The sequence below is a fragment of the Marinobacter sp. SBS5 genome, from assembly GCF_048285575.1.
Classification (GTDB): domain Bacteria; phylum Pseudomonadota; class Gammaproteobacteria; order Pseudomonadales; family Oleiphilaceae; genus Marinobacter.
The window spans coordinates 846,277-870,655 of record NZ_JBLWAZ010000003.1 but is presented as its reverse complement, the minus strand read 5'-3'; the positions used below and the strand labels follow the sequence as shown (position 1 = coordinate 870,655).

Below are 24,379 nucleotides of genomic sequence, written 5' to 3'. Positions count from 1 at the left end.
AGCGCCTATAATGGCATAAGCGCTTGAAGTTGCCCAACATGTCCGCAGTTGCCGAAGCTGGGGTGTTTTCAGGTGGCAGGCGCAAGCGGGCGCCGGTAGAATGAGGCTGCTTATCTTCCAACGGACTAGGGTGTTTTGAGCTCACGATGGCACTGCTAACACTGGGAATAAATCACCGCACGGCGCCCGTGGAGATCCGCGAGCGGGTAGCGTTTACACCTGAGCGGATGGCCGAAGCCTTCTCCGAACTGCGGGTGGCGACGGGTGCCAGTGAAGCCGGCATCCTCTCTACGTGTAACCGCACGGAGCTCTATCTGGCGGGTGATGACGACTGCGCACCTTCGGTACTACGCTGGTTGGCCGGTTTTCATGACTTAGACGCGGCCGATCTGGAAAACGTGATCTATGTGCATCGGGATTCTGACGCCGTGCGACACATGATGCGCGTGGCTGCGGGCCTTGACTCCATGGTGTTGGGTGAGCCACAGATTCTCGGGCAACTCAAAGATGCCTATGCCCTGGCCCGTGAACACAACGCCACCGGGTCGTTCCTTTCCCGATTATTTGAACACACGTTCTCTGTAGCCAAGCGTGTCCGCACCGAAACCGCGATCGGCGAAAACCCGGTGTCTGTTGCTTATGCGTCTGTCAGCATGGCGCATCAGATTTTTTCCGATATGTCTCGCAACAAGGCGCTGTTGATCGGTGCCGGTAAAACCATCGAGTTGGTGTCTCGCCACCTGGCCGATGCCGGAGTGCGTGATTTTCTGGTTGCAAACCGCACGCTGGAACGGGCGCAGGCACTGGCTGAACTTCACGGCGGTAAGGGTATTGTCCTGTCCGAGATTCCGGATCACTTGGCGGATGTCGATATTGTGATCTCCTCAACGGCCAGCCCGCTGCCGATTCTCGGTAAAGGTGCTGTAGAGCGAGCACTGAAAAAACGTAAACACCGCCCCTATTTCATGGTGGATATTGCGGTTCCTCGTGATATTGAACCGGAAGTGGGGGCCTTGGCCGACGTATACCTCTATACCGTTGATGATCTGCGCCAGGTTATTGAAGAAAACGTTCGCTCTCGGGAAGGTGCCGCTCGTGAAGCAGAGAACCTGATTGCCAGCGGTGTTCAGGATTTTCTCGACCAGCTTCGCGCGTTAGACGCTGTCTCTACTTTGAAGGTGTTCCGTTCACGAGCGGAATCGCTCCGCGACGAGGAAACCGAGAAAGCGCTGAGGGCGCTGCGTAACGGTACGGACCCGGAAACGGCACTCCGTAGTCTGGCGCGGGGCCTCACCAATAAACTTCTGCACCAACCATCCACGCAAGTGCGTAAAGCCATGGCTGAGGGGCGTACCGAAGTAGCGGACTTTCTTCGTGAGCTTTATCAGCTTGAAGCGCTGGATGCTGACGAGCCCACCACCACGGAAAAACTATGAAGCCATCGATTAAATCCCGCCTTGAACAGTTAGTAGAGCGGTTCGAGGAGGTGAGTGCGCTGTTGAGCGATGCCTCGGTGATTGCCGACCAGAACAAGTTTCGTGATTTATCCAAAGAATACGCAGAAATCGAACCTGTGGTGAAATGCTTCCAGGCATGGCAGCAGTCTCTTGATGATATTGCGGAAGCGAAAGAGTTGGCTAAAGACGGCGATGCCGATATGCGTGCCATGGCCGAAGAAGAGCTATCCGACGCTCAGGCTCGCAGCGAAGAGCTGGATGCGGAACTGCAGCGGCTGATGTTGCCGAAAGACCCGAACGACACCAAAAACGTGTTTCTGGAAGTCCGTGCCGGTACTGGCGGTGATGAAGCCGCTATTTTTGCTGGTGACTTGTTCCGCATGTATTCCCGTTACGCGGAAAAGCGCCGTTGGCAGGTTGAAATCCTGAACGAGAACGAAGGTGAGCACGGCGGCTATAAAGAAGTGATTGCGCGGCTGTCAGGAGATGGCGTATACGGGGCTCTTAAATTTGAATCCGGAGCACACCGGGTTCAACGGGTACCGGAAACCGAATCCCAGGGCCGCATTCATACCTCTGCGTGCACAGTAGCCGTTATTCCGGAAGCCGACGAAGCGGAAGCCATCGATATCAACAAAGGTGACTTGCGCGTAGACACCTTCCGGGCCTCTGGTGCTGGCGGTCAGCACGTTAACAAAACCGATTCCGCGATCCGTATTACTCACCTGCCGACAGGGTTGGTGGTGGAGTGTCAGGAAGAGCGCTCACAGCATAAGAACCGCGCTAAAGCCATGAGCTTGCTGGCGTCTCGCCTGCAGAATGCCGAGCTGGAAAAACAGCAGCAAAGCATGGCCGAAACCCGAAAAAGCCTCGTCGGCAGTGGTGACCGATCCGAGCGCATCCGCACCTATAACTTCCCGCAAGGCCGGGTGACCGATCATCGAATTAACCTCACGCTGTATAAGCTGGATGAAGTGGTCAGCGGTGATTTGGACGCAGTGGTAATTCCGCTGCAGCAGGAACATCAGGCCGAGTTGCTGGCCGAGCTATCACAGGACCAGTAAACCCTTGTTGACCTGTGAAGCCCTGATAAAAGATGCAGCAGCCAAAATCGGTGGCGATTCACCCAAATTGGATGCTGAGCTGTTGTTGAGTCACGTCACCGGTCACAGCCGCACCAGTTTTCGGGCTTGGCCGGAGCGGGAAATTGCGGCTGAGCAGGCCGAGCAGTTTTCTGCTCTGGTGGCAGAACGCGTAAACGGCAATCCCATTGCCTACCTGTTGGGCCAACAAGAGTTCTGGTCGATTCCTTTGAAGGTATCCACGTCCACGCTGATACCTCGCCCAGACACCGAGTGTCTTGTAGAAACCGCCTTATCGCTTGAATTACCCAAAGCCGCCAAGGTTCTGGATTTGGGTACCGGCACCGGCGCCATTGCCTTGGCTCTCGCCAGCGAAAAGCCCGATTGGCAGATAACGGCCAGTGATCGCATTGCCGAGGCGGTCGATTTGGCCCGCGAGAATAGCCAAAACCTGAAGCTTCCCATTACTGTGGTGCAGAGCAACTGGTTTGACGATATCCCGGCAGACACCTTTGACCTGCTTATTTCCAACCCGCCCTATATTCCAGCCAGCGATCGCCATCTCAGCGAAGGCGATGTGCGCTTCGAGCCCTCATCGGCTTTGGTTGCCGGCGACGACGGCCTTGATGATATTCGTTTGCTGGTTATCCAAGGGCTGGATTGGTTAAATGAGGGCGGCTGGATGATGCTCGAACACGGCTACGACCAAGGTGAAGCCGTGCGGGATTTGTTTGCCAAAGCCGCATGGTTCAACATAGAAACCCGGAAAGACTACGGCGGCAACGACCGAATGACTCTGGCCCGGAAGCCAGCCAGCGACTAACTGCGAGACCTCCCATGCTCAGCGATGACGAACTACTCCGCTACAGCCGCCAAATCCTGATTCCCCAATTCGACATTGCTGGCCAGCAAAAGCTCAAAGAGGCCCGTGTGATGATTCTGGGCTCCGGTGGCTTGGGTTGCCCGGTTGCATTGTATTTAGGCGCGGCCGGAGTAGGGCAGCTAACGCTGGTGGATGACGATCAGATCGAACTGGCCAATCTTCAACGCCAAATCGGCTTCCAGCAAAGCTGGCTCGGCGACTCCAAAGCAGAACGCTTGGCCGAGCGCGTTCGTGCCATCAATCCGGAGATCACCGTTAACGCGGTTAATCGCCGAGTCGATGGTGACGACCTTCAGCAACTGGTCGCTGATGCAACCTTGGTGCTGGATTGCACTGATAACTTCAACACCCGCTTTGCTCTCAATCGTGCTTCGGTTGCCGCCGGCGTTCCATTGGTTTCCGGCGCGGCGATTCGGGGGGAAGGGCAGCTATCCGTTTATGATCCCCGCAATCCGGATAGCCCCTGCTACCACTGTTTGTATGAAGAGCAAGGCAACGAAGACCTGACTTGTTCCGAAGCGGGTGTTATTGCTCCGCTGGTTGGGATGATTGGCTCTGCCCAAGCGATGGAAGCGATAAAAGTTATCGCGCAAATTGGTAGCCCACTTGTGGGCCGGCTGCTCATTTTGGATGCGTGGCAAATGCAGTGGCGAGAAATGAAGCTCTTAAAAGACCCCGACTGCCCCGTGTGTTCGGTCTAACTTTGGAGTGGGGCCGGGTTGGGGATGCCTTTCCAAAAACCGCTCCTTCGGCACGTCCATGTGACGCTTCTGCTCCGCCATCCATGGCTACGCACATTTTTGGAAAGGCATCCCCAACTCAGCCCGTCAGCTTGTGAAGTAGCTTCCTGATAGCCGCCCCAACCCTGACCGATAACCCGACTCAGTCCTTCAAAGCCTGAAACCGGGCAATCGCCTCCTTCCGGCTTTCCTTCAAATCTACGATGGGCCTCGGATACCCTTTAGGGATAACACCGCCTTTAGACGGATCGTGAATCCGCTTGTTATCCAGCTTCGCCAGTTCTGGCACCCAATTTCGGATAAATTCGCCTTTCGGATCAAAACGCTCGCTTTGGGTGACCGGATTAAACACCCGGAAGTAGGGTGCGGAATCCGTGCCCGTGGAAGCGCTCCACTGCCAGCCGCCGTTGTTAGAGGCCAGAAACCCGTCCACCAAATTCTTCATAAACCAGGCTTCGCCCAGCCGCCAATCAATGAACAGATTTTTGGATAGGAACATCGCTGTGATCATCCGCAAGCGGTTGTGCATCCAGCCGGTGGTTTTTAGCTGACGCATAGCGGCATCCACAATCGGAATGCCGGTTCGGCCTTCTTTCCATGCTTCGAAGTGCTCGCCGGGCTCATTCCACTTCAAGGCTTCCGTCTCCGGCTTGAACGCGCGGTGCATGCTGAGCCGTGGGTAGTGATAAAGGATATTGATGTAGAAGTCGCGCCAGGCAATTTCGTTGATCCAGGTTTCAATGCCTTCGCCGGAACTGCCGGTTTGCTGGGCGGCAATCAAACACTGGCGGCCGGATAAAACACCGTTGGCCAAGTAGGGCGACAGTTGGCTGGTACCGTCCAGTGCCGGGAAGTCCCGATGCTCTTTGTAGCTGGCGGCCCGTTCTGCCAAAAATTCCTCCAGTGCATCGTGGGCGGCATTTTCGCCGGTTGCGACCAAAGGCTCCGGCGCATTCTTGAACGGCGCGGGTAGGGTGTCGGTTTGTTCCGGTGTCACTTCCGGTCCGACCTCTGACGGTGCTGGATACAGCGTTGGGTGGGTTTCTTCAATCCACACACGCCACCGGCGAGAAAACGGAGTGAAGACGGAATAGGGCTCGTCTTTCTGAGTGAGAATTTGCCCCACCGGTGCGACCGTTTGGTCCCGGTATTTTTTGACCGTTATATCCAGATTGGTTAGCCGGTCGCGAACTTGCTTGTCCCGTTTGCGCTCGTTGGCACCGTATTCCTCGTTGAAGTGCAGATGGCTTACGTTGTGCTGGCGGCAGTGTTGTTCCAAAACGTCTAGGCTGGATGTAAAGGTGTCGGCATGGAGAAAGGTGAAAGCAATGCCGAGTTTGGCCAGTTGTTTCGACAGCGCGTTAGCGTGTTCCAGTACAAATTGAACCCGAGCGGCCGACCAGTCGTGCTCCTGCCACTGCGCAGGCGTTACGATAAAGCACGCACGCACGGGGCGGCCACTTTTACAGGCAGCGGTGAGGGCTGCGTTGTCAGCGGTGCGCAGGTCGTTCCGAAACCAGACCAGTTCTGCCATGAGCGGGTTTACCTCGTGCTGTGGAGTAGGGGTAATTACAGGCGGCAAATCATTAACTTATATATTCGCTGACCTTGGCTGATTGGATTATAGTTAAACAATATTTCTGGTTATGAAAAAGGAGTTTTTTCCACGGTATGACAGAGCAATCCGAAGGTCAGCGCGACGGTGTCTGGGCGCACCCCTATCAACTGGCTTCCGGCCAGACGCAGCACCATCAGCTCGGTCATACCAAGTTGTGGGTGACACTGCTGGATCTTGAGTGGCAGATCCGTGAGCAAACGGCCCAGCAAGGGACAGACCCAGAAAACTGGTACGAATCAACGGGCCATACCTTGCCGTCATCAGACATTAAGGTGCAGCGTTTTGTGCGCACGAAGGATGATGGTGTGCTCTGTTTTTTGCCCGCTATGGCCAATAAGCCTACCGTCATTCGTCCTTACCAGCCGTTGACGATTCCAGCGGGGGCGAGTTGTGTTTTGTATGTGGGTACCACACTGTGGATGAAAGTGTGTGTGGGAGAGGCTCGCACGGAGCTGGCTGAGTTTCCTTTGGCACCGCCATCTATGACCTGGCTGGGCAGAAATACCCGTGAAGGCGAGCTGTGCTATGCCTCATCTACCTATGGCCGACTGGCGTTGGAGGCGGTTCCCAAGCGCCCATGGCGAGCCGTGACACCCGTGACGATTATCAATGACCGGGAAAAGCCGTTGTTACTGGAACGGTTCAGTTTGCCAACCCCGCTGCTGGCGATCTATCAGAACGAGCGGGGGCAACTCTGGACCTCGGGTGTAACGGTCAAGTGCGAGACCGACATGAGTTCTGCCAGCTTGCATATTGATCATATGGTCATTGCTGAAGCCGGTGAGTGTGAACCTGTTGCCCCAGCCCGAGAGAAGCTGGCCCGAGGCCGAAGATTAGTGCGCGCCGTTGATAACATCTTTGGCTGAGCGCCAAGACAGGAGTATTTCTTTGTTCGATTCGATACAACAGACAATCGCCCAGATAGCCAACGGCATTGCCTGGGGGCAGTGGTTTTCAGCTGCGTTCCTGTTGGCGCTGGGTGCTGTGCTTGGCACGCTGGTGGCTCGCAGCACAGGCCGTTTAGTGGGGGAGCGGGTCTCTCGCCACCATCAAATCATGATTCGCCGCTTGTGTTTTTACCTGGTGTTTATGTTGTTTGCGATGGCGGCACTGCGGGAAGCGGGTTTCTCGCTGGAAGTGGTGTTGGGCGCGGCGGGTATTCTGACCGTGGCGATTGGTTTTGCCTCCCAAACGTCGGCCTCGAACATCATCAGTGGTTTATTCCTGGTGATGGAGAAACCCTTTGAAATTGGCGATGTCATTGAAGTGGATGCCACCGCAGGTGAAGTGGTGTCGATCGACCTGCTCAGCGTAAAGCTGCGAACGCCCGACAACTTGTATGTGCGCATTCCTAACGAAACCCTGATTAAAACGCGAGTGGTAAACCGCTCACGTTTTCCGATCCGGCGAATTGACCTGACCTTGGGTATTGCCTACGCCGAAGACGTGGAGCGGGTGAGCGAGTTGCTGCTCGAGCTGGCCAATGACAATGCCGCGTGCCTCGAAGAACCGAAATCCTTCGTGCAGGTCACCGGGTTTGGTGCTTCTTCCGTAGATTTACAGTTTTCCTTTTGGGTGCCCAAAGACCGGTTTTTGGAAGGCCGAAGCAGCATGATGATCGCTGTAAAAAAAATGCTGGACGGCCACGGCATCGAAATTCCGTTTCCACATACCAGCATTTATGCGGGTAGTCATTCAGAGCCATTCCGGGTGCAGCTGTTAGCACCGGAGCAACAAAAAGAGAAGGGTCTCCCGGATGTCGATAAACGCGACTGAAGAAATTAAAGCCACGCCTCCTGCCGCCACTGAGAATAGAGTTAGTTTGGGTTGGCGCGAGTGGGTGGGGCTGCCGGATTTGGGTATTGGCCGGATGAAAGCCAAGGTGGATACCGGAGCGCGCACCTCCTGCCTGCACACGTTTCGTACTGAGCCCTATACTGAAAATGGGGAACGCCGCGTGAAGTTCTGGGTGCACCCCGTACAGAACGATATGCAGAAGGTGGTTGAGTGCGATGCCAAAGTGCTGGATGAGCGAACCGTGTCTGATTCCGGTGGCCACAAAGAATTACGGCTGGTGATTGAAACCACGGTAACTGTGGGCAACGAAAGCTGGCCCATTGAAATGACATTGACCAACCGGGACTCCATGAGATTTCGGATGCTCTTGGGGCGCACCGCTATGTCGGGCCGTGCCACTGTATACCCTGAAGCTTCTTACCTTGCCGGCGAACCGGCACCAAGGACCTGATCATGAAAATTGCGATTTTGTCGCGAAACCGTCACCTCTACTCGACCCGCCGTTTGATGGAGGAAGGCATTAATCGCGGCCATGAAGTGAAGGTCATCGACTGTTTGCACTGTTCGATGAACATCACCTCCGCGAGCCCGAAGATTCACTACCACGAGGAAGTTTTAGAGAACTTCGACGTGGTGATTCCTCGGATAGGTGCGTCGGTGACGTTCTACGGCACGGCCGTGTTGCGCCAGTTTGAAATGATGGGCGTGTTTCCGGTAAACGAGTCGGTGGCAATTACCCGCTCCCGGGATAAGTTGCGCTCGTTGCAGTTGCTGGCTCGTAAGGGCGTGGGTATGCCGGTCACCGGATTCGCCAACAAGCCGGATAACGTGCCAGAACTGCTGAGAATGGTGGGTGGCGCGCCGGTGGTGATCAAGTTGCTGCAAGGCACTCAAGGTATTGGTGTGGTGCTGGCGGAAACCCGTAAAGCGGCAGAAAGTGTGATCGAAGCCTTTATGGGCCTGAAAGCTGACATTCTGGTGCAGGAGTTCATCAAGGAAGCCGGGGGTGCGGATATTCGCTGTTTCGTGATTGGCGACAAAGTGATTGCGGCTATGAAGCGCCAAGGCGCTGAGGGCGAATTCCGCTCAAACCTGCACCGTGGCGGCACAGCCTCTTTGATTCGCATTACGCCTGAGGAGCGGCGCACGGCCGTAACTGCGGCGAAGGCTATGGGCTTGAACGTGGCGGGTGTGGACTTGCTGCGCTCCAGTCGAGGCCCCTTGGTGATGGAAGTGAACTCGTCGCCAGGATTGGAGGGTATCGAGAATGCCACCGGTAAGAACGTTGCAGGCATGATTATCAATTGGACTGAAAAAAACTACAAACCTTGGAAAACCAAAACCAAGGGCAGAGGGTAACCGTATATGGCGCGAGCACCGTTCGAAATTGCCGGAGTACAAGTGAAAGCCGGTACCCGTGAAACCGTGAACGTTCAGGTGGCCAAGTTGTACACCCATACGCCGCTACACATTCCGGTGGAGGTTGTACATGGGCGCCGTGACGGGCCGGTATTGATGGTGTGTGGTGCCATCCACGGCGATGAAATCAACGGTGTTGAGATTATTCGCCGGGTGATGAAAAACTCGGCACTTAGGCACCTGCGCGGAACCTTGGTTGCGGTGCCTATCGTCAATATATTCGGTTTTGTTCAGCGCACCCGTTACCTGCCGGACCGGCGTGATCTGAACCGCTGCTTCCCAGGGTCAGAGTCCGGCTCGTTAGGCGGGCGGATTGCCTACTTGCTGCGCACCCTGATTATGGAAAGAGTGACGCACATCATCGACTTGCACACGGGCGCCATCCACCGCTTTAATCTGCCGCAGATCCGGGCCGAACTGAAAAACCCGGAAACTGCCCGTATGGCCGAAGCCTTTGGTGCACCGATCATTATCAATGCCGGTCTTCGGGATGGCAGCTTGCGAGCCTACGCAGACTCGCTCGATATACCGGTGATCACCTTTGAAGGTGGAGAAGCCCTGCGTTTTGATGACGTGGTGATTGCCAGTGGTGTGAAAGGCATTATTCGGGTGATGCGCGAGCTGGAAATGGTGCCTGCCAAGAAAGGCCCCAAGGCTCCGAAAAAACGGTCAGAAACCGCAGCAAACTCCCAGTGGGTGAGGGCCGACATCGACGGCATCATGCGCCCGGTCGCTCGTTTGGGGCAACGTGTTCTTAAAGGGCAGAAGCTGGCCATGGTGGCTGACCCGTTCGGTGAAACGGAAGTCGCGATTACGTCGCCTTGTTCGGGCATTGTGATCTGTGTGAACAATTTGCCACTGGTAAATGAAGGAGAAGCCATTTACCACATTGCCCGTTTTGACGAGCTGGGCGAGGCGGAAAAAGCCATGGATCACTTCCGAAGCTCCTACGAAAGCGAAGTATCGGAAGACGTTGCTGTCCCGGTTCACCCGTGGGATGACCTGCAGAAATAGACTGTGGAGAGATTATGATCTGGCATCAGAACATCATTGAACTGCCGCCGTACCCGCGGGGCTTCAATCTGGTTACCGAAGACATTCTCGCGCGGGCGCCGGAGCTGACGAACTGCGAAGTGGGCTTGTTGAATCTGTTTATTCAACATACCTCTGCGTCCTTGGCGATCAATGAAAACGCGGACCCAGACGTGCGGGGTGATCTGGAACGCCACTTCAATGTCATGGTGCCGGAAAATGCGTCCTACTATGAACACACACTGGAAGGGCCGGACGACACTACCTCCCACATCAAGAATGTCATGATCGGGCCATCACTCACCATCCCCATCTCCCACGGTAAGCTGGCCTTGGGTACCTGGCAGGGCATTTACTTGTGCGAACACCGGAATCACGCAGGTGGAAGAAGAATTGTGGCGACCGTTCAGGGGCGTTGGTGAATTAAAGTAGCGGGGAAGGGCGCTTGGCGCCGGCAAAGTGCCGGGCCAAGTTAGGCAGAGGCTTAACGTCAGTCGTCCAGGTGCTTACCAAGCATGGCGTGGTAAAGCTCGCGGTCACCGATGGCGCCCGTGATTTGTCCGCCTTCTTCAACCAACAGGCTGTGGCCGGTGAAGTAGCGAATTTCCACGGCATCCCGAAGCGGTGTACCCGGCGCGATGCGGGTTGGCTGCTTGGCCAAACTCTCGATGGCTTGCCCCTCTTGCCAGGATTGAGTCTGGAAGGTTTGGCCATTGCTGGTGACGACGGCCTTTTCCGCCACATCGGGTGTGTGCAGCCAAATGTCGTAGCGTTTGTTCAGGCAACGGTTGCCGCTGGCGTCTTCCTGAATTTGCCCAATCGGCAGCGCCAGTGAGCGCGCAGCCAGAACGTTTAGCGGGTTGGTGCTGGCTACGAAACTCTTCACGTAATCGTTTTCGGGGTGCAGCACGATGGATTCGGGCTTGCCGTGCTGAACGATCTGACCGTCCTTCATGATGGCGATGTGAGAGCCCAGTTTCAGGGCTTCGTCCAAGTCGTGGCTCACGAATACGATGGTTTTCTGCAATTCGTCCTGCAGGCTCAACAACTCATCCTGCAGCTGGTGGCGGATCAGTGGGTCGAGCGCGGAGAAGGGTTCATCCATCAGCAGTATTTCGGATTCCGTGGCCAGTGCTCGGGCCAGTCCCACGCGCTGGCGCATACCACCGGAAAGCTCATCTGGGCGGCACTTGGCCCAAGCTGAAAGGCCGACCAATTCCAGTTGGCGAGCGACCTTCTTCCGGCGCTTGGCCTTGCTCATCCCTTGCAGTTCCAAACCGAAGGCCACGTTGTCTTCAACGGTCAGCCAGGGCATCAGAGCAAAGCTCTGGAACACCATGGAAATGCGGCGGGTACGGATATCGCGCTGCACTTTTTCGCTGGCTTGGGTGAAATCCACCATTTCGCCATCATGTTGAATGCGAATGGAGCCGCTGGTGACATCGTTCAGGCCGTTGATACAGCGCAGCAGGCTCGATTTTCCGGAACCGGAAAGCCCCATCAAGACGCAGATTTCGCCTTTTTTAACGCTCAGGTTGGCGTTTTGGACACCCACCACCAAGCCGGTTTTCTCGCGAATTTCAGCCCGGTCCAGGCCCTGTTCAATCAGCGGCAGCGCCTGCTTGGGCTGTTTGCCGAAGACAACATTGACGTTGTCGAATTCGATCATTGTGTGGGCTCCCCAGCGTTACGTTGGCGGAAAAAACGGTCCATCCAGATAGCCAGCAATACAATGGCCAGTCCGGCTTCAAAACCTTTACCGATGTCGACGGTGTTCAGGGCGCGAACAACCGGCACACCTAAACCATCAGCCCCGACCAGCGCAGCGATCACCACCATCGATAGGGACAGCATGATGCACTGGGTAATGCCTGCACCGATCGAGCTCATGGCGGCGGGCAGCTCGACTTTGAGCAGCAGTTGGCGGTTGGTGCATCCAAAGGCCTTGCCGGCTTCAACCAATTCGTTCGGCACTTGAGAAATGCCCAAGTAGGTCAGCCGTACCGGTGCGGCAATGGCAAAAATAACGGTGGAGATAACGCCGGGCACAACGCCCAGTCCGAATAGGGTCAAGGTCGGAATCAGATACACAAATGGCGGAATGGTTTGCATCAGGTCCAGAACCGGCTGCAGGAACTTGTACAGCCATTCGCTGTGGGCGGCCCAGATGCCTAGGGGGATACCGATCACTACGCACAGCAGGGTGGCGTAGAGCACCAGTGAAAGCGTGGCCATGGTGTCTTCCCAGTAGCCAATGTTCCAGATCAGCAAAAAGCTGAAGGCGGTAAAAAGTGTGAGGCCCCAGCGGCGATGGCGCAGATGGGCAGCCACTGTCAAAAGGAGTACAAGGGCAGCGGGCGGTATCCAGAGGAGGGCATCGGTCAGCCCGTGAATCATGCTTTGTAAGCCTTCGGATACAGCGTCAAAAAAGCCGCTGAAATTGATGACTAGAAAATCAACAACGTCTTCCATGAAGTCGCCGAAAGGCAGTTGATGCTCAGTTATCCAGTTCATGGTTTTCTGTCTTTTTGGGTGCGGGCCGCGCCAGCACGGAAATTGAAAGGTCTAGGTAACCCGTAACAAATGCCCCGGGCGGATAGCTCGGGGCGTGCTTCTGATAGCCATCGTGCTGTTAGGTCAGCACGATGTACTTGGCTACTTGAGGTGGGCTTTCACTGCAGGCAGTGCGTCTTTACCGTCCAAGGTGGTCACCCCTTCAAGCCAGCTGGTCAGCACGTCAGGGTTGTTGGCCAGCCAAGTGTGGGCAGCATCACGCGGCTCTTCACCGTCATTCAGGATGGCGCCCATCACTTCGTTCTCCATGGTTAGCGAGAACTTCATGTTTTTCAGCAAGGTGCCTACGTTCGGGCATTCGTTCAGGTAGTTCTTACGCACGTTGGTCCGAACGGTGGCGCCGCCGTAGTTGGGGCCGAAGAAGTCGTCACCACCGTCCAGGTACGCCAGGTCATAGTTGGCGTTCATCGGGTGCGGTTCCCACGCGAGGAAGACGACCCACTGGTTGCGGCGAACGGAACGGCTAACCTGTGACAGCATGCCGGCTTCGCTGGATTCAACAACACGGAAGTCGCCAAGACCGAAGGCATCTTGATCAACCATTTCCTGAATCAGGCGGTTGCCGTCGTTGCCCGGCTCAATGCCGTAGATGCGCTCATCAAATTCATCCGCGTACTTGGCTATGTCGGCAAAGCTGGTCACGCCCGCGTCGTAAACAAACTGAGGTACCGCCAGAGTGTACTTCGCGCCTTCGAGGTTGGTGATCACGTTTTCGACATCACCGCTTTCCAGGTAAGGGCGAACATCGCCTTCCATGGTCGGCATCCAGTTACCCAGGAACACGTCGATGTCTTTGTTCTTGAGTGAGCGGTAGGTTACCGGCACGGACAGCACTTTTGCACTGGGCTCATACCCCATAGCTTCCAGTACCTCGGAAGCGAGCGCGGTGGTGGCAGTGATGTCGGTCCAGCCAACATCGGCGAAGCGAACAGCTTTACATTCAGCGTTAGGGGCTGCCACTGCAGCTCCGCTGATAGCCAGGCCAGCACAGGCCAGCATAAGTTTTTTCATGGTCGTTCTCCTTTCTTGGTCTTTTGTCACGGCGTTATCGTTGTGAGTTTTTCCAGTCAGGGTGCTCCCAAACGGGTGCTGACGAAGGGGGTAGCAGTTCGCGACCGAGAATGTGATCGGCGCATTTCTCTGCCAGCATGATCGTGGGTGCGTTCAGGTTTCCGCTCACCACGCTGGGCATGATGGAGGCATCCACCACTCGCAGGTTGCTTACGCCGTAAACCCGAGCCTCTTCGTCGACAACGGCCATGGGGTCGTCGGCTGCGCCCATTTTGCAGGTGCAGGAAGGGTGGTATGCGCTGTCTGCGTATTCCCGGACAAAGGCATCGATGTCTTCGTCTGTGGTGGCGCTGGCTCCCGGGCGGAGTTCTTCACCTCGGAACGGATCGAAACCGGTCTGTGCGAAAATTTCCCGAGTCAGCTTGACGCTCTGCCGCATTTCCCAGCGATCCCGTTCGGTGCTGAGCAATTTAGGGTCAATGATCGGGTGATCGGTCGGGTTGGCTGATTTCAGCTTCAGGAAGCCGCGGCTTGTCGGGCGCATGGGGCCAACGTGGGCCTGGTAACCGTGGCATTCAGCATCTTTGCGACCGTGGTCGATAACTTGCGACGGCAAGAAGTGGTACTGAATGTCCGGGTGCCGTACGCCCGCTTCGGAACGGATAAAGCCGCCGGCTTCTAAATGAGCAGTCCGGCAGGCACCCCAATCGTGGTTCAGGAACCACTTCACACCAGCGATGGTTTTGCCTGGCTGGGTGGTGTACTTGTACAAAGTGACCGGTTGGGTCGATTTGTGCTGCACATAGATTTCCAGGTGATCCTGCAGGTTTTTGCCAACGCCTGGGCGGTCGGCCACAACAGGAATGTTGTGCTCTTTTAGTTCGTCTGCCGCACCGATGCCCGAGAGCATCAACAGCTGTGGCGAGTTGATGGCGCCGCCGCTCACAATCACTTCTTTACGGGCAGCCACGCGAATGGTTTTGCCGTTTTGGATGTATTCAACGCCCACGGCCTTTTCGCCTTCAAACAGAATGCGGGTGGTCATGGCGCCGGTTTCGGCCGTCAGGTTCGGGCGGTTCAGTGCTGGCCGCAAGTAGGCCTGGGCTGCGCTCCAGCGTTTGCCTTTGCGAATGGTCATGTCCATTTCGCCGAAGCCTTCCTGCTGGTAGCCGTTCATGTCTTCAGTATAGGGGTAGCCGGCCTGTTTGGTAGCTTCCAGGAACGCACCGAACAGCGGGTTGGGTTCGTCACCGGTATGGACGTTTAACGGGCCGTTGCCGCCACGGTAATCGTCGGCGCCCTTTTCACGACTTTCGGCTTTGCGGAAGTAGGGCAGTACGTCCTGATAGCGCCAGCCTTTGGCGCCTTCATCGTGCCAGCGGTCGTAGTCGTAGGCGTGGCCGCGGATGTACACCATGGCGTTCAGAGTGGAACCGCCGCCCCAGACTTTACCGCGGGGCCAGTAAAGTTTGCGGTTGTTGAGGTGTTCTTGCGGCTCGGTGTGGTAGTACCAGTTGTACTTGTCGTCCATGAGGTTGTACATGAGTGCCGCGGGCATGTGGATTTTCCAAGTGTCGTCACGACGCCCGGCTTCCAATACCAGTACCTGATCATCACCGCTTTCGCTCAAACGGTTCGCCAGCACACAGCCGGCTGAGCCGGTGCCAACAACCACATAGTCAAATTCGTTATCAAACTGCAAAGCTGTCTCCTTCATACGGATGCGGGCTGTTTGCCCGCAGCGATATTTGTTGGAATGACGGTGTCAGAACGGTGCCTCAAGCGGGGCCATGCCGACGTAGATGGATTTGGTCTGGGTGTAATGCGCGAGGGTTTCTCGACCATTCTCGCGGCCCAGTCCTGAGAGCTTGTAGCCACCCACGGGCATTTCTGCAGGTGAGGCACCAAAGCTGTTGATCCAGCAAATGCCGGCTTCAAGCTGATGAATCACGCGATGAGCACGGGTGGTGTCGGTGGTGAATACCGCCGCTGCCAGGCCATAGTCGGTGTCGTTGGCGCGCTGAATCACTTCCTCTTCGGTATCAAACGGCAGGATCGACATCACCGGGCCGAAGATTTCTTCCCGCACGATGGTCATGTCATCGGTGCAGTCGGCGAATATCGTCGGCGCTACAAAATAGCCGCCTTCAAAGCCGGCCGGCTGAAGAGTTTTACCGCCAGTTAGAAGGCGCGCACCTTCAGCTTTCGCGCTGTCGATGTACTTCATCACCAAGTCGCGATGCTTGGCGCTAATCAGAGAACCGAAGTTTGTGTCGGGGTGTTCAGGGTCGCCGGCGATGATGTTGTTCTCGGTACGTCTCACCAGCTGGTCAATAAAGGCGTCGTAGATCGAGCGTTGAACGAATACGCGAGTGCCGTTGGTGCAGACTTCGCCTTGCGTGTAGAAGTTGCCCAGCATGGCTGCAGACACGGCCTGTTCGAGGTCGGTGTCTTCAAACACGACCAGAGGGGATTTACCACCCAGTTCCATAGTCACGGATTTCAGTGAGGAAGCAGAGTCGGCCATGACGGTGCGGCCCGTTTTCGCTTCACCAGTAAAAGAAACTTTGGCGATGGCTGGGTCGGCCGTGAGCATCTGACCCACTCTGTAGTCGCCTTGAATCACGTTAAACACGCCAGCCGGAACACCCGCTTCGATGTAAATTTCGGCAAGTTTGATGGCGCCCAGCGGAGTTTCTTCTGACGGCTTGAAGATCATGCTGTTGCCGCAGGCCAGCGCCGGTGCTGATTTCCAGCAGGCGATCTGCAGTGGATAGTTCCAGGCTCCGATACCGGCACAGATGCCCAGCGGTTCGCGGCGGGTGTAGAAAAAGTCCGGCCCCAAGTGCTGGCTTTCGCCGGTAATGCTGGACGCTTGCCCGGCGAAGTACTCCACCGAATCTGCACCCGTCACCACGTCTACCACGCTGGCTTCCTGCCAGGGCTTGCCGGTATCCAGTACTTCGATTTTGGCGAGCGCGTCGTTGCGTTTACGCAGAATGTTGGCGGCCCGGTTCAGAATACGGCCACGCTCAAGGCCGCTCATGGCGGACCAGGCTTTGAAGCCTTTCTGTGCGCTTTCTACCGCGGCTTTCATGACCGACTCGTCGGCCTGCTCAACCTGATAGATCACTTTGCCGGTAGCCGGGTTTACAACATCAAACCGTTCGCCACTTTGATTGGCCATGGGCTGGCCGTTAATAAACGATTGATAAATAGGCAGCGTCATCAGGAGGCTCCGTTATTTGCTTGAATGGCTTGGTCTATATAGGTTTTGCACAGGGTGACGGCTTGTGAGGGCTCAATACGGCCTTCACTCATCGCCGCTCTTAGCCAGAATCCGTCGATCAAGGCGGCGATGGTTTGAGCGGTGGTGCGCACCTGCGCTTCTGGCATCAGTTGGCGCAAATAGAACATCAGGTTGGAGAGCAGGCGGCGTTCGTTCACGCGCTGCAGTCTCATGAGATCCGGGCTGTGCATGGCTTGGGTCCAGAACGCTAGCCAGGTTTTTGAAGACTGCGTATGAGTTTGAACTCCGGAGAAGTTGGCATCGACAATGGCCATTAGCCGTTCCCGCGGCGTATTTGGCCGGCCTGCCATGAGCGTGGACACGTCTTGCTGAAGTGACGACAGCAAATGTCGCATGGTTGCCTCCAGCAGACCCTGCTTACCGCCGAAATAATGGCTAACAATGCCCACGGACAGCCCAGAAACCGCTGCGATTTTTCCGATCGTAGCGCCTTGGAAGCCGTGCTCTTCAATGACCTTCAGTGTTGCGTCGATCAGTTGTTGGCGCCGAATTGTTTCCACTCCGATTCTTGCCATAAATTCCCGGTTCCGCTCTTCCTGAATACTTGTTCAATTTGTTGAATGATCGTTCAACATTGATTAAGCGTAATGGTTTGAAGACTAAATATCAAATTCGCTCCTATAGGCGGAAAAGGCCTTATTTGGCGCTATTTGTGGGCTGTGTGTGATTTTTTGTGTCATTAATTGTTTAGAAGGCGAATGAATGCTGCGGGAGGCCGCTAGTTCTGGGGCTTTGGCGGGTTTCAACCCAATTCGCAGAACGCGTGTGTGGGTTTCTACCCATTTTTTCTTGTCGGTTCATTTTTTGTTTTTGTATCCAATTGTTTTGTATGTTTTTTATTGTTTTGGCCCTGGTTTTGCTTTGTGCTGTTTCAGGAGGCCGACCTCGGCCTCATCTGCACCGAACTAACAAAACACATCGGGAGCCTTTTATATGAAACTTCAGACCATCGTGGCGGCCGCGTTCGCCTCATCTGTATTCGCTGCAACACCTGCTGTTGCACAGGACCGTGCCGGCTGGCCGGACAGCTTTACTGTTGGCACTGCAAGTCAGGGCGGCACCTACTTTGCCTACGGTTCTGGTTGGGCGAACTTTGTTGCAGAAAACCTGGGCGTGTCTGGTGGTGCTGAAATCACAGGTGGCCCGGTTCAGAACATGGCGCTGGTACACACCGGTGACCTGAAGTTCGGCTTGACCACCATGGGCCCAGCCCGTGAATCCCGCGATGGCGAAAGCCCTCTGGCACCGGGCATGAAGATGGACAATGTCTGCGCCATGTTCCCGATGTACGAGACGCCGTTCTCCATTACTGCTCTAAGCAGCACCGGTATCAAATCCATCTCTGATATTCCTGATGGCGCTACTATCGGTTTCGGCCCGGCGGGTTCCACCTCCGACACTTACTTCCCGCGCATGATGGAAGCCCTTGGGGTTAACTTTAAGCGCCGTAACGGAAGCTGGTCTGATCTGGGTGGCCAGTTGCAGGACGGTTTGATTGATGTGGTTGCGTTTGCAGCGGGTATTCCGATTCCAGCGGTTAGCCAGTTGGAAGTTCAGACCGATGTGAACATCATTGGCATGAACGATGAAGAAGCCAAGAAGATCGTTGATAACTTCCCGGTTTCAGAGTTCGTGATTCCAGCCAACACCTACCAGTCGCTGGATGAGCCTTCGCGCGTTGTGTCCATGTGGAACTTCGCCATGGTGAACTGCGACATGCCAGAGAGCTTTGTGTATGAGATCACCAAGCTGACTATGGAAAACAACGACAAGATGGTGTCGATCCATAAAGCAGCTCGTTTCTCTATCCCAGAGAACTACAAAAAGAACACCGTGCTGCCTTGGCATCCGGGTGCTGCCCGTTGGTTTAACGAAAACGGTTACACCATCGAAGCTGCCGCGATTAAGTAATCAGGCTTGAGCCCCGGAGTGCGTTATAGCCTCCGGGGCTTGGTTGTTTCTGAATAACCGCCTTATCGATAGGCAGGACCAATCATGACCAAAGAACATTTTCCCGCCGATGGCGAAAAACCATTGGCTGAAAACCTGACGATTAACGAAGATCACCTGCTCGCGCACGACGTTGACGAAGAGCCCATTGAGGCCAACCGCCGCTTGTTTACCGGTCTGTTGCTCAAGTTCGTGATCATGCTGGCCATTGCCTATTCCGTGTTCCATTTGTACACGTTGAACGTGGCCCCCATGGAAACCTGGTCGTTCCGGATTGTGCACGTCGCCGGCGCCTTGGTGCTGGGTTTTATATTATTTGCCGGTGCCCGTTTTGTTTCCTCTGAAGAAGGCGCTGCCCGGCATAAGTGGACGTCTTGGATCAGTGCCCTTGCTTTGATTCCCGCGTTTTACGCACTGTACCAAACCTATTCTTTTGATTTGCAGTTGAAGGCCGGCGCTTTCCGAGTGCCCGCTGAACTGGAAACCTGGCATTTTGGTTGGCCTCTGCTGGCGGCTTCGGGCATCGGTATTGTGATGAGCTGGTTCCACCAGCGCGATCGTGCCCGTTTTAGCGTGCCGGACCTTGTGTTGGTGGTGTGCTCGATAGCCGTAGCTGCTTACCTGTTGGTGGTGTTCAACACCTCCATGCGTATGACCACGGGCACCGCCTTTGCACCAGTGGGAATTTCCTTCGCAGCTGTTGCCGGTACCGCCTTGATCATGGAGCTGACTCGCCGAGTAGCGGGTATGGCTCTGGTGGTGATTGGCTTGGTGTTCCTCGCTTATGTCTTCGTAGGTCCTTATCTACCGGGTTTCCTGGGCTATCCGGGCCTGTCAGTGCAGCGTTTCTTCAGTCAGGTGTACACCGATGCTGGCATCTTGGGGCCGACCACCGCGGTGTCTTCGACGTACATTATTTTGTTCATTATTTTCGCCGCGTTCCTGCAGGCCTCCAAAGTGGGCGACTACTTTGTGAATTTCGCGTTCGCTGCAGCGGGTCGTTCTCGTGGTGGCCCCGCGAAGGTGGCAATTTTTGCTTCAGGCCTGATGGGTATGATCAACGGCACCAGTGCCGGTAACGTTGTATCAACCGGTTCGCTGACCATTCCGTTGATGAAGCGGGTGGGTTATAGCAAAGAGTCTGCGGGTGCTGTTGAGGCGGCTGCTTCTACTGGTGGTCAGATCATGCCACCAATCATGGGTGCCGGTGCCTTCATCATGGCGGAGATTACCGGTATTCCTTATACCGACATTGCCATTGCGGCGATTATTCCTGCGATTCTGTATTTCGCGTCTGTTTTCTTCATGGTCGACTTTGAAGCCAAGAAGCTGGGCATGCGCGGAATGCGCAGTGATGAACTGCCGAACTTGAAAGTTCTGGCGCGCCAGGTGTACTTGTTTGCACCAATCATCATCCTGATTGTGGCCTTGTTCCAAGGCTATTCGGTTATTCGTGCCGGCACCTTGGCGACGGTTTCCGCCGCGGTTGTAAGCTGGATTTCACCCAACAAGATGGGTATCCGGTCGATTCTGCGCGCGTTTGAAATCGCGGCTTATATGTCTATCCAGATCATCGTGGTGTGTGCGGCCGCCGGTATTATTGTGGGTGTAATCTCACTGACCGGCGTTGGTGCGCGCTTCTCGGTGTTGCTGCTGGATGTGGCTGCCCACAGTAACTTGTTGGCGCTGGTGTTCGCGATGTTCATCTCCATCCTGCTGGGTATGGGTATGCCAACTACGGCCGCCTACGCCGTAGCCGCTTCCGTGGTGGCGCCAGGCTTGGTGCAGTTGGGTATTGAGCCGCTGACGGCACACTTCTTCGTGTTCTACTTCGCGGTAGTATCCGCGATCACACCGCCGGTAGCGCTGGCTTCCTATGCGGCTGCGGGCATCTCTGGTGCCAATGCCATGTCGACCTCGGTGGCATCGTTCCGTATCGGTATTGCTGCGTTCATCGTGCCGTTCATGTTCTTCTACAACGGTGCGCTGTTGATGGAAGCCGAGTGGCTTGAGATTGCGCGGGCGCTGATTACCGCCATCTTTGGTGTGTACTTGCTGTCGGCGGGCGTGCTGGGTTGGTTCGCGAAATCCGCGGCACCGGTTTTGGTGCGCTTGCTGCTGGTAGCCGCTGCGTTGCTGACCATCGAAGGCGGTATGTGGACAGACTTGGCGGGTATTGGGCTGGCGGTTATTGCCTTCCTGATCCAGCGTAAGCGCGCGCCTGGACTGGCCGCGGCTTGACGTGGTGACTCCAGGGCAGGACAACGGGCGGGAGCGCCGGTTGTCCTGCCGGGTTCCGGGCGTTAGTCTAGAGGCTTTTCCGGAACTCGACCCCATGTTTTATCGGATCAGTGTTGTTGTGGTTCTGACCGCCACCCTGCTTTTGTCTTGGGTGCTGGGCGGCTGGTTTGGTTACCGTCAACTCGAGAACGACAGTCTTCAGGAAGCCTTCCGTTACCGGCAGTTGGTTGCCAACGAACTAAACCGCTACATTCCCGTTCCCGAATTGATCGCGGAACACCCCCTATTGGCGGAAGCCCTCAAACGCCCTGATGATCCGGTGACTTTGCTCCAGGCCAATGAGCAAATGCAGCGGATGGCCACGATTGTGGGTGGCTCCGACGTCTACCTGATGGACCTGACCGGCCTTGCGATCGCTGCGAACAACTTTGGCCAGCCTGACAGTTTTGTGGGTAGCAACTATTCCTATCGTCCTTATTTCTACGATGCGGTGAACACCGGAGGATCGGTGGTGTATTTCGCTCTCGGTACCATGTCGCTTGAACGCGGCTTGTACTTTTCCCACCCGGTACGGGATCAGCGTGGAGCGATTCTTGGGGTGGTGGCGATCAAGGTGTTGGTGCACGAGCTGGAATCGCTCTGGCAGCGACCTGATATTCAGCGACAGGCAGAAATGGTGGTGCTGGATGATGACGGCATCAGCTTTCTTGCCAGTAACCGGAAGTGGCTGTATCGGGATTTTTCGCCGACAGGTGGTGCCGCCGAAAACCCCAAAGTGCGTCAGCGGTACCCACAGCGTGAGTTGAAGCCGGTTGAGTTCAGCTTGCAGGACGGCCCGTGGGTGCTGTCGGAACACGCAACCCGCATGCGTATAAAAAATGGTGACTCCGAGCAAAGCTATCTGGCGCTGGATGCCGGGTTGCCCCGGTTGGATTGGCGGTTGGTGGTGGTTGCCGACACACGGTCGGTCCTCTGGGCGCGGATCGGGTTCTTGGTAGGCGGCGGCGCGATCTTTCTCGCGGGGTTCCTGACGTGGTTGTATTTACGTGAACGCCAGAGGCGGGAGCGGGAGCTGGCGGCCAGAGGTGAGCAGTTGGAGCGCAGGGTGGCGCAGCGTACCGTGGATTTGAAGCGTTCGAACGATCAATTGCTGGCGGAAATTCAGGAGCGGGAGCGGGCTCAGACGGAATTACGCGAAACCCAGCAGGAGCTTATTCAGGCCGCCAAGCTGGCGGTGCTTGGGCAAATGTCTGCGGGCCTTAACCATGAGATAAACCAGCCTCTGACGGCCATTCAGGCATACGCCCGCAACAGCCGGAAATTTCTGGAACGTGGCGCGGGCGATATGGTCGATGCCAACCTGCAGGAAATCGTCACGCTGTGCGACAAAATGGCGGAGCTGATTCGCCAGTTCAAAGTGTTCGCACGCAAGTCCGAAGGACCTCCTTCGTTGGTGGATTTTCGGTTACCGGTGGACGCGGCATTGAAGATCATAAATGCTCAGAGCAGCAGCGACGGTATCACTATCTGTTGGCTTCGGCCGGATGCGCCGACGATGTGCCATGGTGACTTGATCCGGGTTGAACAGGTGATGGTCAATCTGATGGCGAATGCCGTACAGGCAGTTGAAGGGCAGGCTGAGCCGGAGATTCAGGTGGAGATCGTGGAAGACGGTGAATATTGGCGTTGTGTGGTTCGGGATAACGGCCACGGGTTGCCCCGTAACACCGAGCGTGTTTTTGAGCCGTTCTTCACGACCCGATCGGTGAAGCAAGGGTTGGGTTTGGGTTTGTCGATTTCGAAACAGATTGTTGAGTCTCTCGGGGGCAGTTTGTCTGGCCAGAACCGGGCGGATGGCTCGGGCGCCGAGTTTGTTCTGAAACTGAAACAGCGTAGGGCAGAGGAATGACCGCACCGTTAGTGATCTTTGTGGATGATGATCCCGATATTCGGATGGTGATGGAGCAGACGCTGGCGCTGGAAGATATGCCGGTGGCCTGTTTTGCCGATGGGGAATCTGCGCTCAAAAACTTGGGACCGGAGTACCAAGGCATTGTTCTGAGTGACTACAACATGCCGGGTATGAACGGTTTGGAGTTACTGCAGACCGTGCGAGCCATTGATGAGGACATTCCGGTGATTCTTCTGACTGGGCAGGGTGATATCAGCACTGCGGTATCGGCCATGCAGCAGGGCGCCTATGATTTTATCGAGAAGCCGTTTGATCACGAAGAGCTGATCGAGCTCCTGAAGCACGCGCTGGAGAAGCGTCAACTGGCGCTGGAAAACCGCCGGTTGAAGGCGCAATTGCGGCAACTGGCAAAGCCGGGGCCGCGGATATTGGGGGATTCGCCCACCATGCAGCGGGTGATGGCAACGGTTGAGCCGATTCTCGATATTTCAGCCAATATTTTGCTGCACGGCGAAACAGGTTCCGGTAAAGATGCGCTGGCTCGCTACATTCATGAGAGTAGCACGCGCAGTGCTCACAACTTTGTAGCGATCAACTGCGGTGCAGTGCCCGAGAATCTGATCGAGAGTGAGCTATTCGGCCACGAAGTGGGTGCCTTTACCGGTGCAGATAAGCGTCGTATTGGTAAGGTGGAATACGCCCACCAAGGCACCCTGTTTCTGGATGAAGTAGAAAGCATGCCCATGCCGCTGCAGGTCAAGCTGCTGCGCGTGCTGGAAGAGCAGAAGGTGGAGCGTTTGGGAAGTAACCAGGTGCTGGATGTCGATGTCCGCATCATTGCGGCTACCAAAGCTGACCTGAAAAAACTGTGTGATGACGGCGAGTTTCGACCGGACCTGTATTACCGCCTGAACGTGGTAAAAGTGGATATCCCGCCCCTTCGGGAACGTAAAGAAGACATTCCCACACTGTTTCACCACTTCGCGTTGATTGCTGCGGCCCGTTATGACCGGGAAAGTGTGCCTCTGGACGCCCGGCAGGCAGCCCGATTGATGCAGCATTCCTGGCCCGGCAACGTCAGGGAGCTTCGAAATCTGGCAGAGCGTTACGTGCTGTTAGGGCCGGCGGCGCTGGAGGACAGTGACAGTGCGGATACCCGGCATCTGGCGGGTCGACAGACCCTGTCAGAAATGATGGACGGGTTTGAGCGAGCGGCCATTATGAGCGCCCTGAATACGTGTCAGGGCAGCATCAAAGACACCATGGTGGCACTCGGCATTGCCCGCAAAACGCTTTACGATAAAATGAAAAAGCACGGCTTGGATAAGGCTGAGTTCAAAGACTGAGCCGGCG

The 24,379-nt window shown here is 55.8% G+C and carries 21 protein-coding genes; 14 read left to right on the top strand and 7 right to left on the bottom strand.

Annotation, left to right across the window (positions count from 1 at the left end):
* The first annotated feature begins 146 nt into the window (after window positions 1–146).
* From hemA to ACNQ6O_RS11025, 4 genes are read left to right on the top strand one after another with little or no spacing between them, the layout of a single operon-like run.
* Entirely contained in the window at window positions 147–1,436 is a 1,290-nt protein-coding gene (hemA, locus tag ACNQ6O_RS11040; protein ID WP_418053264.1) for a glutamyl-tRNA reductase, read from the top strand.
* Window positions 1,433–2,521 carry a peptide chain release factor 1 gene (gene prfA / locus ACNQ6O_RS11035; RefSeq protein ID WP_418053263.1) on the top strand — a complete coding sequence of 363 codons (1,089 nt, stop codon included), beginning with the start codon at window positions 1,433–1,435 and terminating at the stop codon, window positions 2,519–2,521. Before hemA ends, prfA begins: the two co-directional genes overlap by 4 nt.
* A gap of 7 nt (window positions 2,522–2,528) precedes the next feature.
* A complete protein-coding gene (gene prmC, locus ACNQ6O_RS11030; RefSeq protein ID WP_418053383.1) occupies window positions 2,529–3,362 on the top strand; it encodes a peptide chain release factor N(5)-glutamine methyltransferase in 834 nt (277 codons plus the stop codon).
* Between the two features lie 14 nt (window positions 3,363–3,376).
* On the top strand, window positions 3,377–4,123 hold the full coding sequence (locus ACNQ6O_RS11025) for a HesA/MoeB/ThiF family protein (protein WP_418053262.1): 747 nt from the start codon (window positions 3,377–3,379) through the stop codon (window positions 4,121–4,123).
* 181 nt (window positions 4,124–4,304) lie between these two features.
* Here ACNQ6O_RS11025 and phrB read toward each other — a convergent pair whose 3' ends face one another.
* Window positions 4,305–5,696: a deoxyribodipyrimidine photo-lyase gene (phrB, locus tag ACNQ6O_RS11020; RefSeq protein WP_418053261.1), complete on the bottom strand. Its 1,392-nt coding sequence runs from the start codon at window positions 5,694–5,696 to the stop codon at window positions 4,305–4,307.
* 137 nt (window positions 5,697–5,833) lie between these two features.
* Between phrB and ACNQ6O_RS11015 the strand changes: the two genes are divergently transcribed.
* The 6 genes from ACNQ6O_RS11015 to ACNQ6O_RS10990 are packed head-to-tail and all read left to right on the top strand — an operon-like array spanning window position 5,834 to window position 10,450.
* Window positions 5,834–6,646, top strand: coding sequence for a hypothetical protein (locus ACNQ6O_RS11015; RefSeq protein WP_418053260.1), 813 nt, complete (start codon window positions 5,834–5,836; stop codon window positions 6,644–6,646).
* 22 nt (window positions 6,647–6,668) lie between these two features.
* A complete protein-coding gene (locus tag ACNQ6O_RS11010; RefSeq protein WP_418053259.1) occupies window positions 6,669–7,556 on the top strand; it encodes a mechanosensitive ion channel family protein in 888 nt (295 codons plus the stop codon).
* Window positions 7,537–8,028, top strand: coding sequence for an ATP-dependent zinc protease (locus tag ACNQ6O_RS11005; RefSeq protein ID WP_418053258.1), 492 nt, complete (start codon window positions 7,537–7,539; stop codon window positions 8,026–8,028). Before ACNQ6O_RS11010 ends, ACNQ6O_RS11005 begins: the two co-directional genes overlap by 20 nt.
* A 2-nt stretch (window positions 8,029–8,030) precedes the next feature.
* The gene (gene rimK / locus ACNQ6O_RS11000; RefSeq protein WP_418053257.1) at window positions 8,031–8,936 is read left to right on the top strand and encodes a 30S ribosomal protein S6--L-glutamate ligase; all 906 of its coding nucleotides are present in this window, start codon (window positions 8,031–8,033) and stop codon (window positions 8,934–8,936) included.
* 6 nt (window positions 8,937–8,942) lie between these two features.
* Window positions 8,943–10,010, top strand: coding sequence for a succinylglutamate desuccinylase/aspartoacylase family protein (locus ACNQ6O_RS10995; RefSeq protein WP_418053256.1), 1,068 nt, complete (start codon window positions 8,943–8,945; stop codon window positions 10,008–10,010).
* A 14-nt stretch (window positions 10,011–10,024) separates the two neighbouring features.
* Window positions 10,025–10,450, top strand: coding sequence for a secondary thiamine-phosphate synthase enzyme YjbQ (locus ACNQ6O_RS10990; protein WP_418053255.1), 426 nt, complete (start codon window positions 10,025–10,027; stop codon window positions 10,448–10,450).
* Window positions 10,451–10,518: 68 nt separating this feature from the next.
* Here the strand turns inward: ACNQ6O_RS10990 and choV are convergent, their stop codons facing one another.
* From choV to betI, 6 genes are all read right to left on the bottom strand, one after another.
* Complete coding sequence (gene choV / locus ACNQ6O_RS10985; RefSeq protein ID WP_418053254.1) at window positions 10,519–11,697, bottom strand: choline ABC transporter ATP-binding protein; 1,179 nt, start codon at window positions 11,695–11,697, stop codon at window positions 10,519–10,521.
* Complete coding sequence (gene choW, locus ACNQ6O_RS10980) at window positions 11,694–12,542, bottom strand: choline ABC transporter permease subunit (protein WP_418053253.1); 849 nt, start codon at window positions 12,540–12,542, stop codon at window positions 11,694–11,696. The genes choV and choW overlap by 4 nt, the downstream gene beginning before the upstream one ends.
* A 141-nt stretch (window positions 12,543–12,683) precedes the next feature.
* A complete protein-coding gene (locus ACNQ6O_RS10975; RefSeq protein ID WP_418053252.1) occupies window positions 12,684–13,613 on the bottom strand; it encodes a choline ABC transporter substrate-binding protein in 930 nt (309 codons plus the stop codon).
* A 34-nt stretch (window positions 13,614–13,647) separates the two neighbouring features.
* Entirely contained in the window at window positions 13,648–15,315 is a 1,668-nt protein-coding gene (betA, locus tag ACNQ6O_RS10970) for a choline dehydrogenase (protein WP_418053251.1), read from the bottom strand.
* A gap of 63 nt (window positions 15,316–15,378) precedes the next feature.
* Window positions 15,379–16,842: a betaine-aldehyde dehydrogenase gene (gene betB / locus ACNQ6O_RS10965; protein WP_418053250.1), complete on the bottom strand. Its 1,464-nt coding sequence runs from the start codon at window positions 16,840–16,842 to the stop codon at window positions 15,379–15,381.
* On the bottom strand, window positions 16,842–17,438 hold the full coding sequence (gene betI, locus ACNQ6O_RS10960) for a transcriptional regulator BetI (protein ID WP_418053249.1): 597 nt from the start codon (window positions 17,436–17,438) through the stop codon (window positions 16,842–16,844). Before betI ends, betB begins: the two co-directional genes overlap by 1 nt.
* A gap of 418 nt (window positions 17,439–17,856) precedes the next feature.
* Here betI and ACNQ6O_RS10955 point away from each other — a divergent pair, with 418 nt between their 5' ends.
* From ACNQ6O_RS10955 to ACNQ6O_RS10940, 4 genes are all read left to right on the top strand, one after another.
* Window positions 17,857–18,834, top strand: a complete 978-nt coding sequence (locus ACNQ6O_RS10955; protein ID WP_418053248.1) for a TAXI family TRAP transporter solute-binding subunit — start codon at window positions 17,857–17,859, stop codon at window positions 18,832–18,834.
* Window positions 18,835–18,918: 84 nt separating this feature from the next.
* On the top strand, window positions 18,919–21,114 hold the full coding sequence (locus tag ACNQ6O_RS10950) for a TRAP transporter permease (RefSeq protein ID WP_418053247.1): 2,196 nt from the start codon (window positions 18,919–18,921) through the stop codon (window positions 21,112–21,114).
* 94 nt (window positions 21,115–21,208) lie between these two features.
* The gene (locus tag ACNQ6O_RS10945) at window positions 21,209–23,023 is read left to right on the top strand and encodes a sensor histidine kinase (RefSeq protein WP_418053382.1); all 1,815 of its coding nucleotides are present in this window, start codon (window positions 21,209–21,211) and stop codon (window positions 23,021–23,023) included.
* Window positions 23,020–24,372, top strand: a complete 1,353-nt coding sequence (locus ACNQ6O_RS10940) for a sigma-54-dependent transcriptional regulator (RefSeq protein WP_418053246.1) — start codon at window positions 23,020–23,022, stop codon at window positions 24,370–24,372. Before ACNQ6O_RS10945 ends, ACNQ6O_RS10940 begins: the two co-directional genes overlap by 4 nt.
* The last annotated feature ends 7 nt before the right edge of the window (window positions 24,373–24,379 follow it).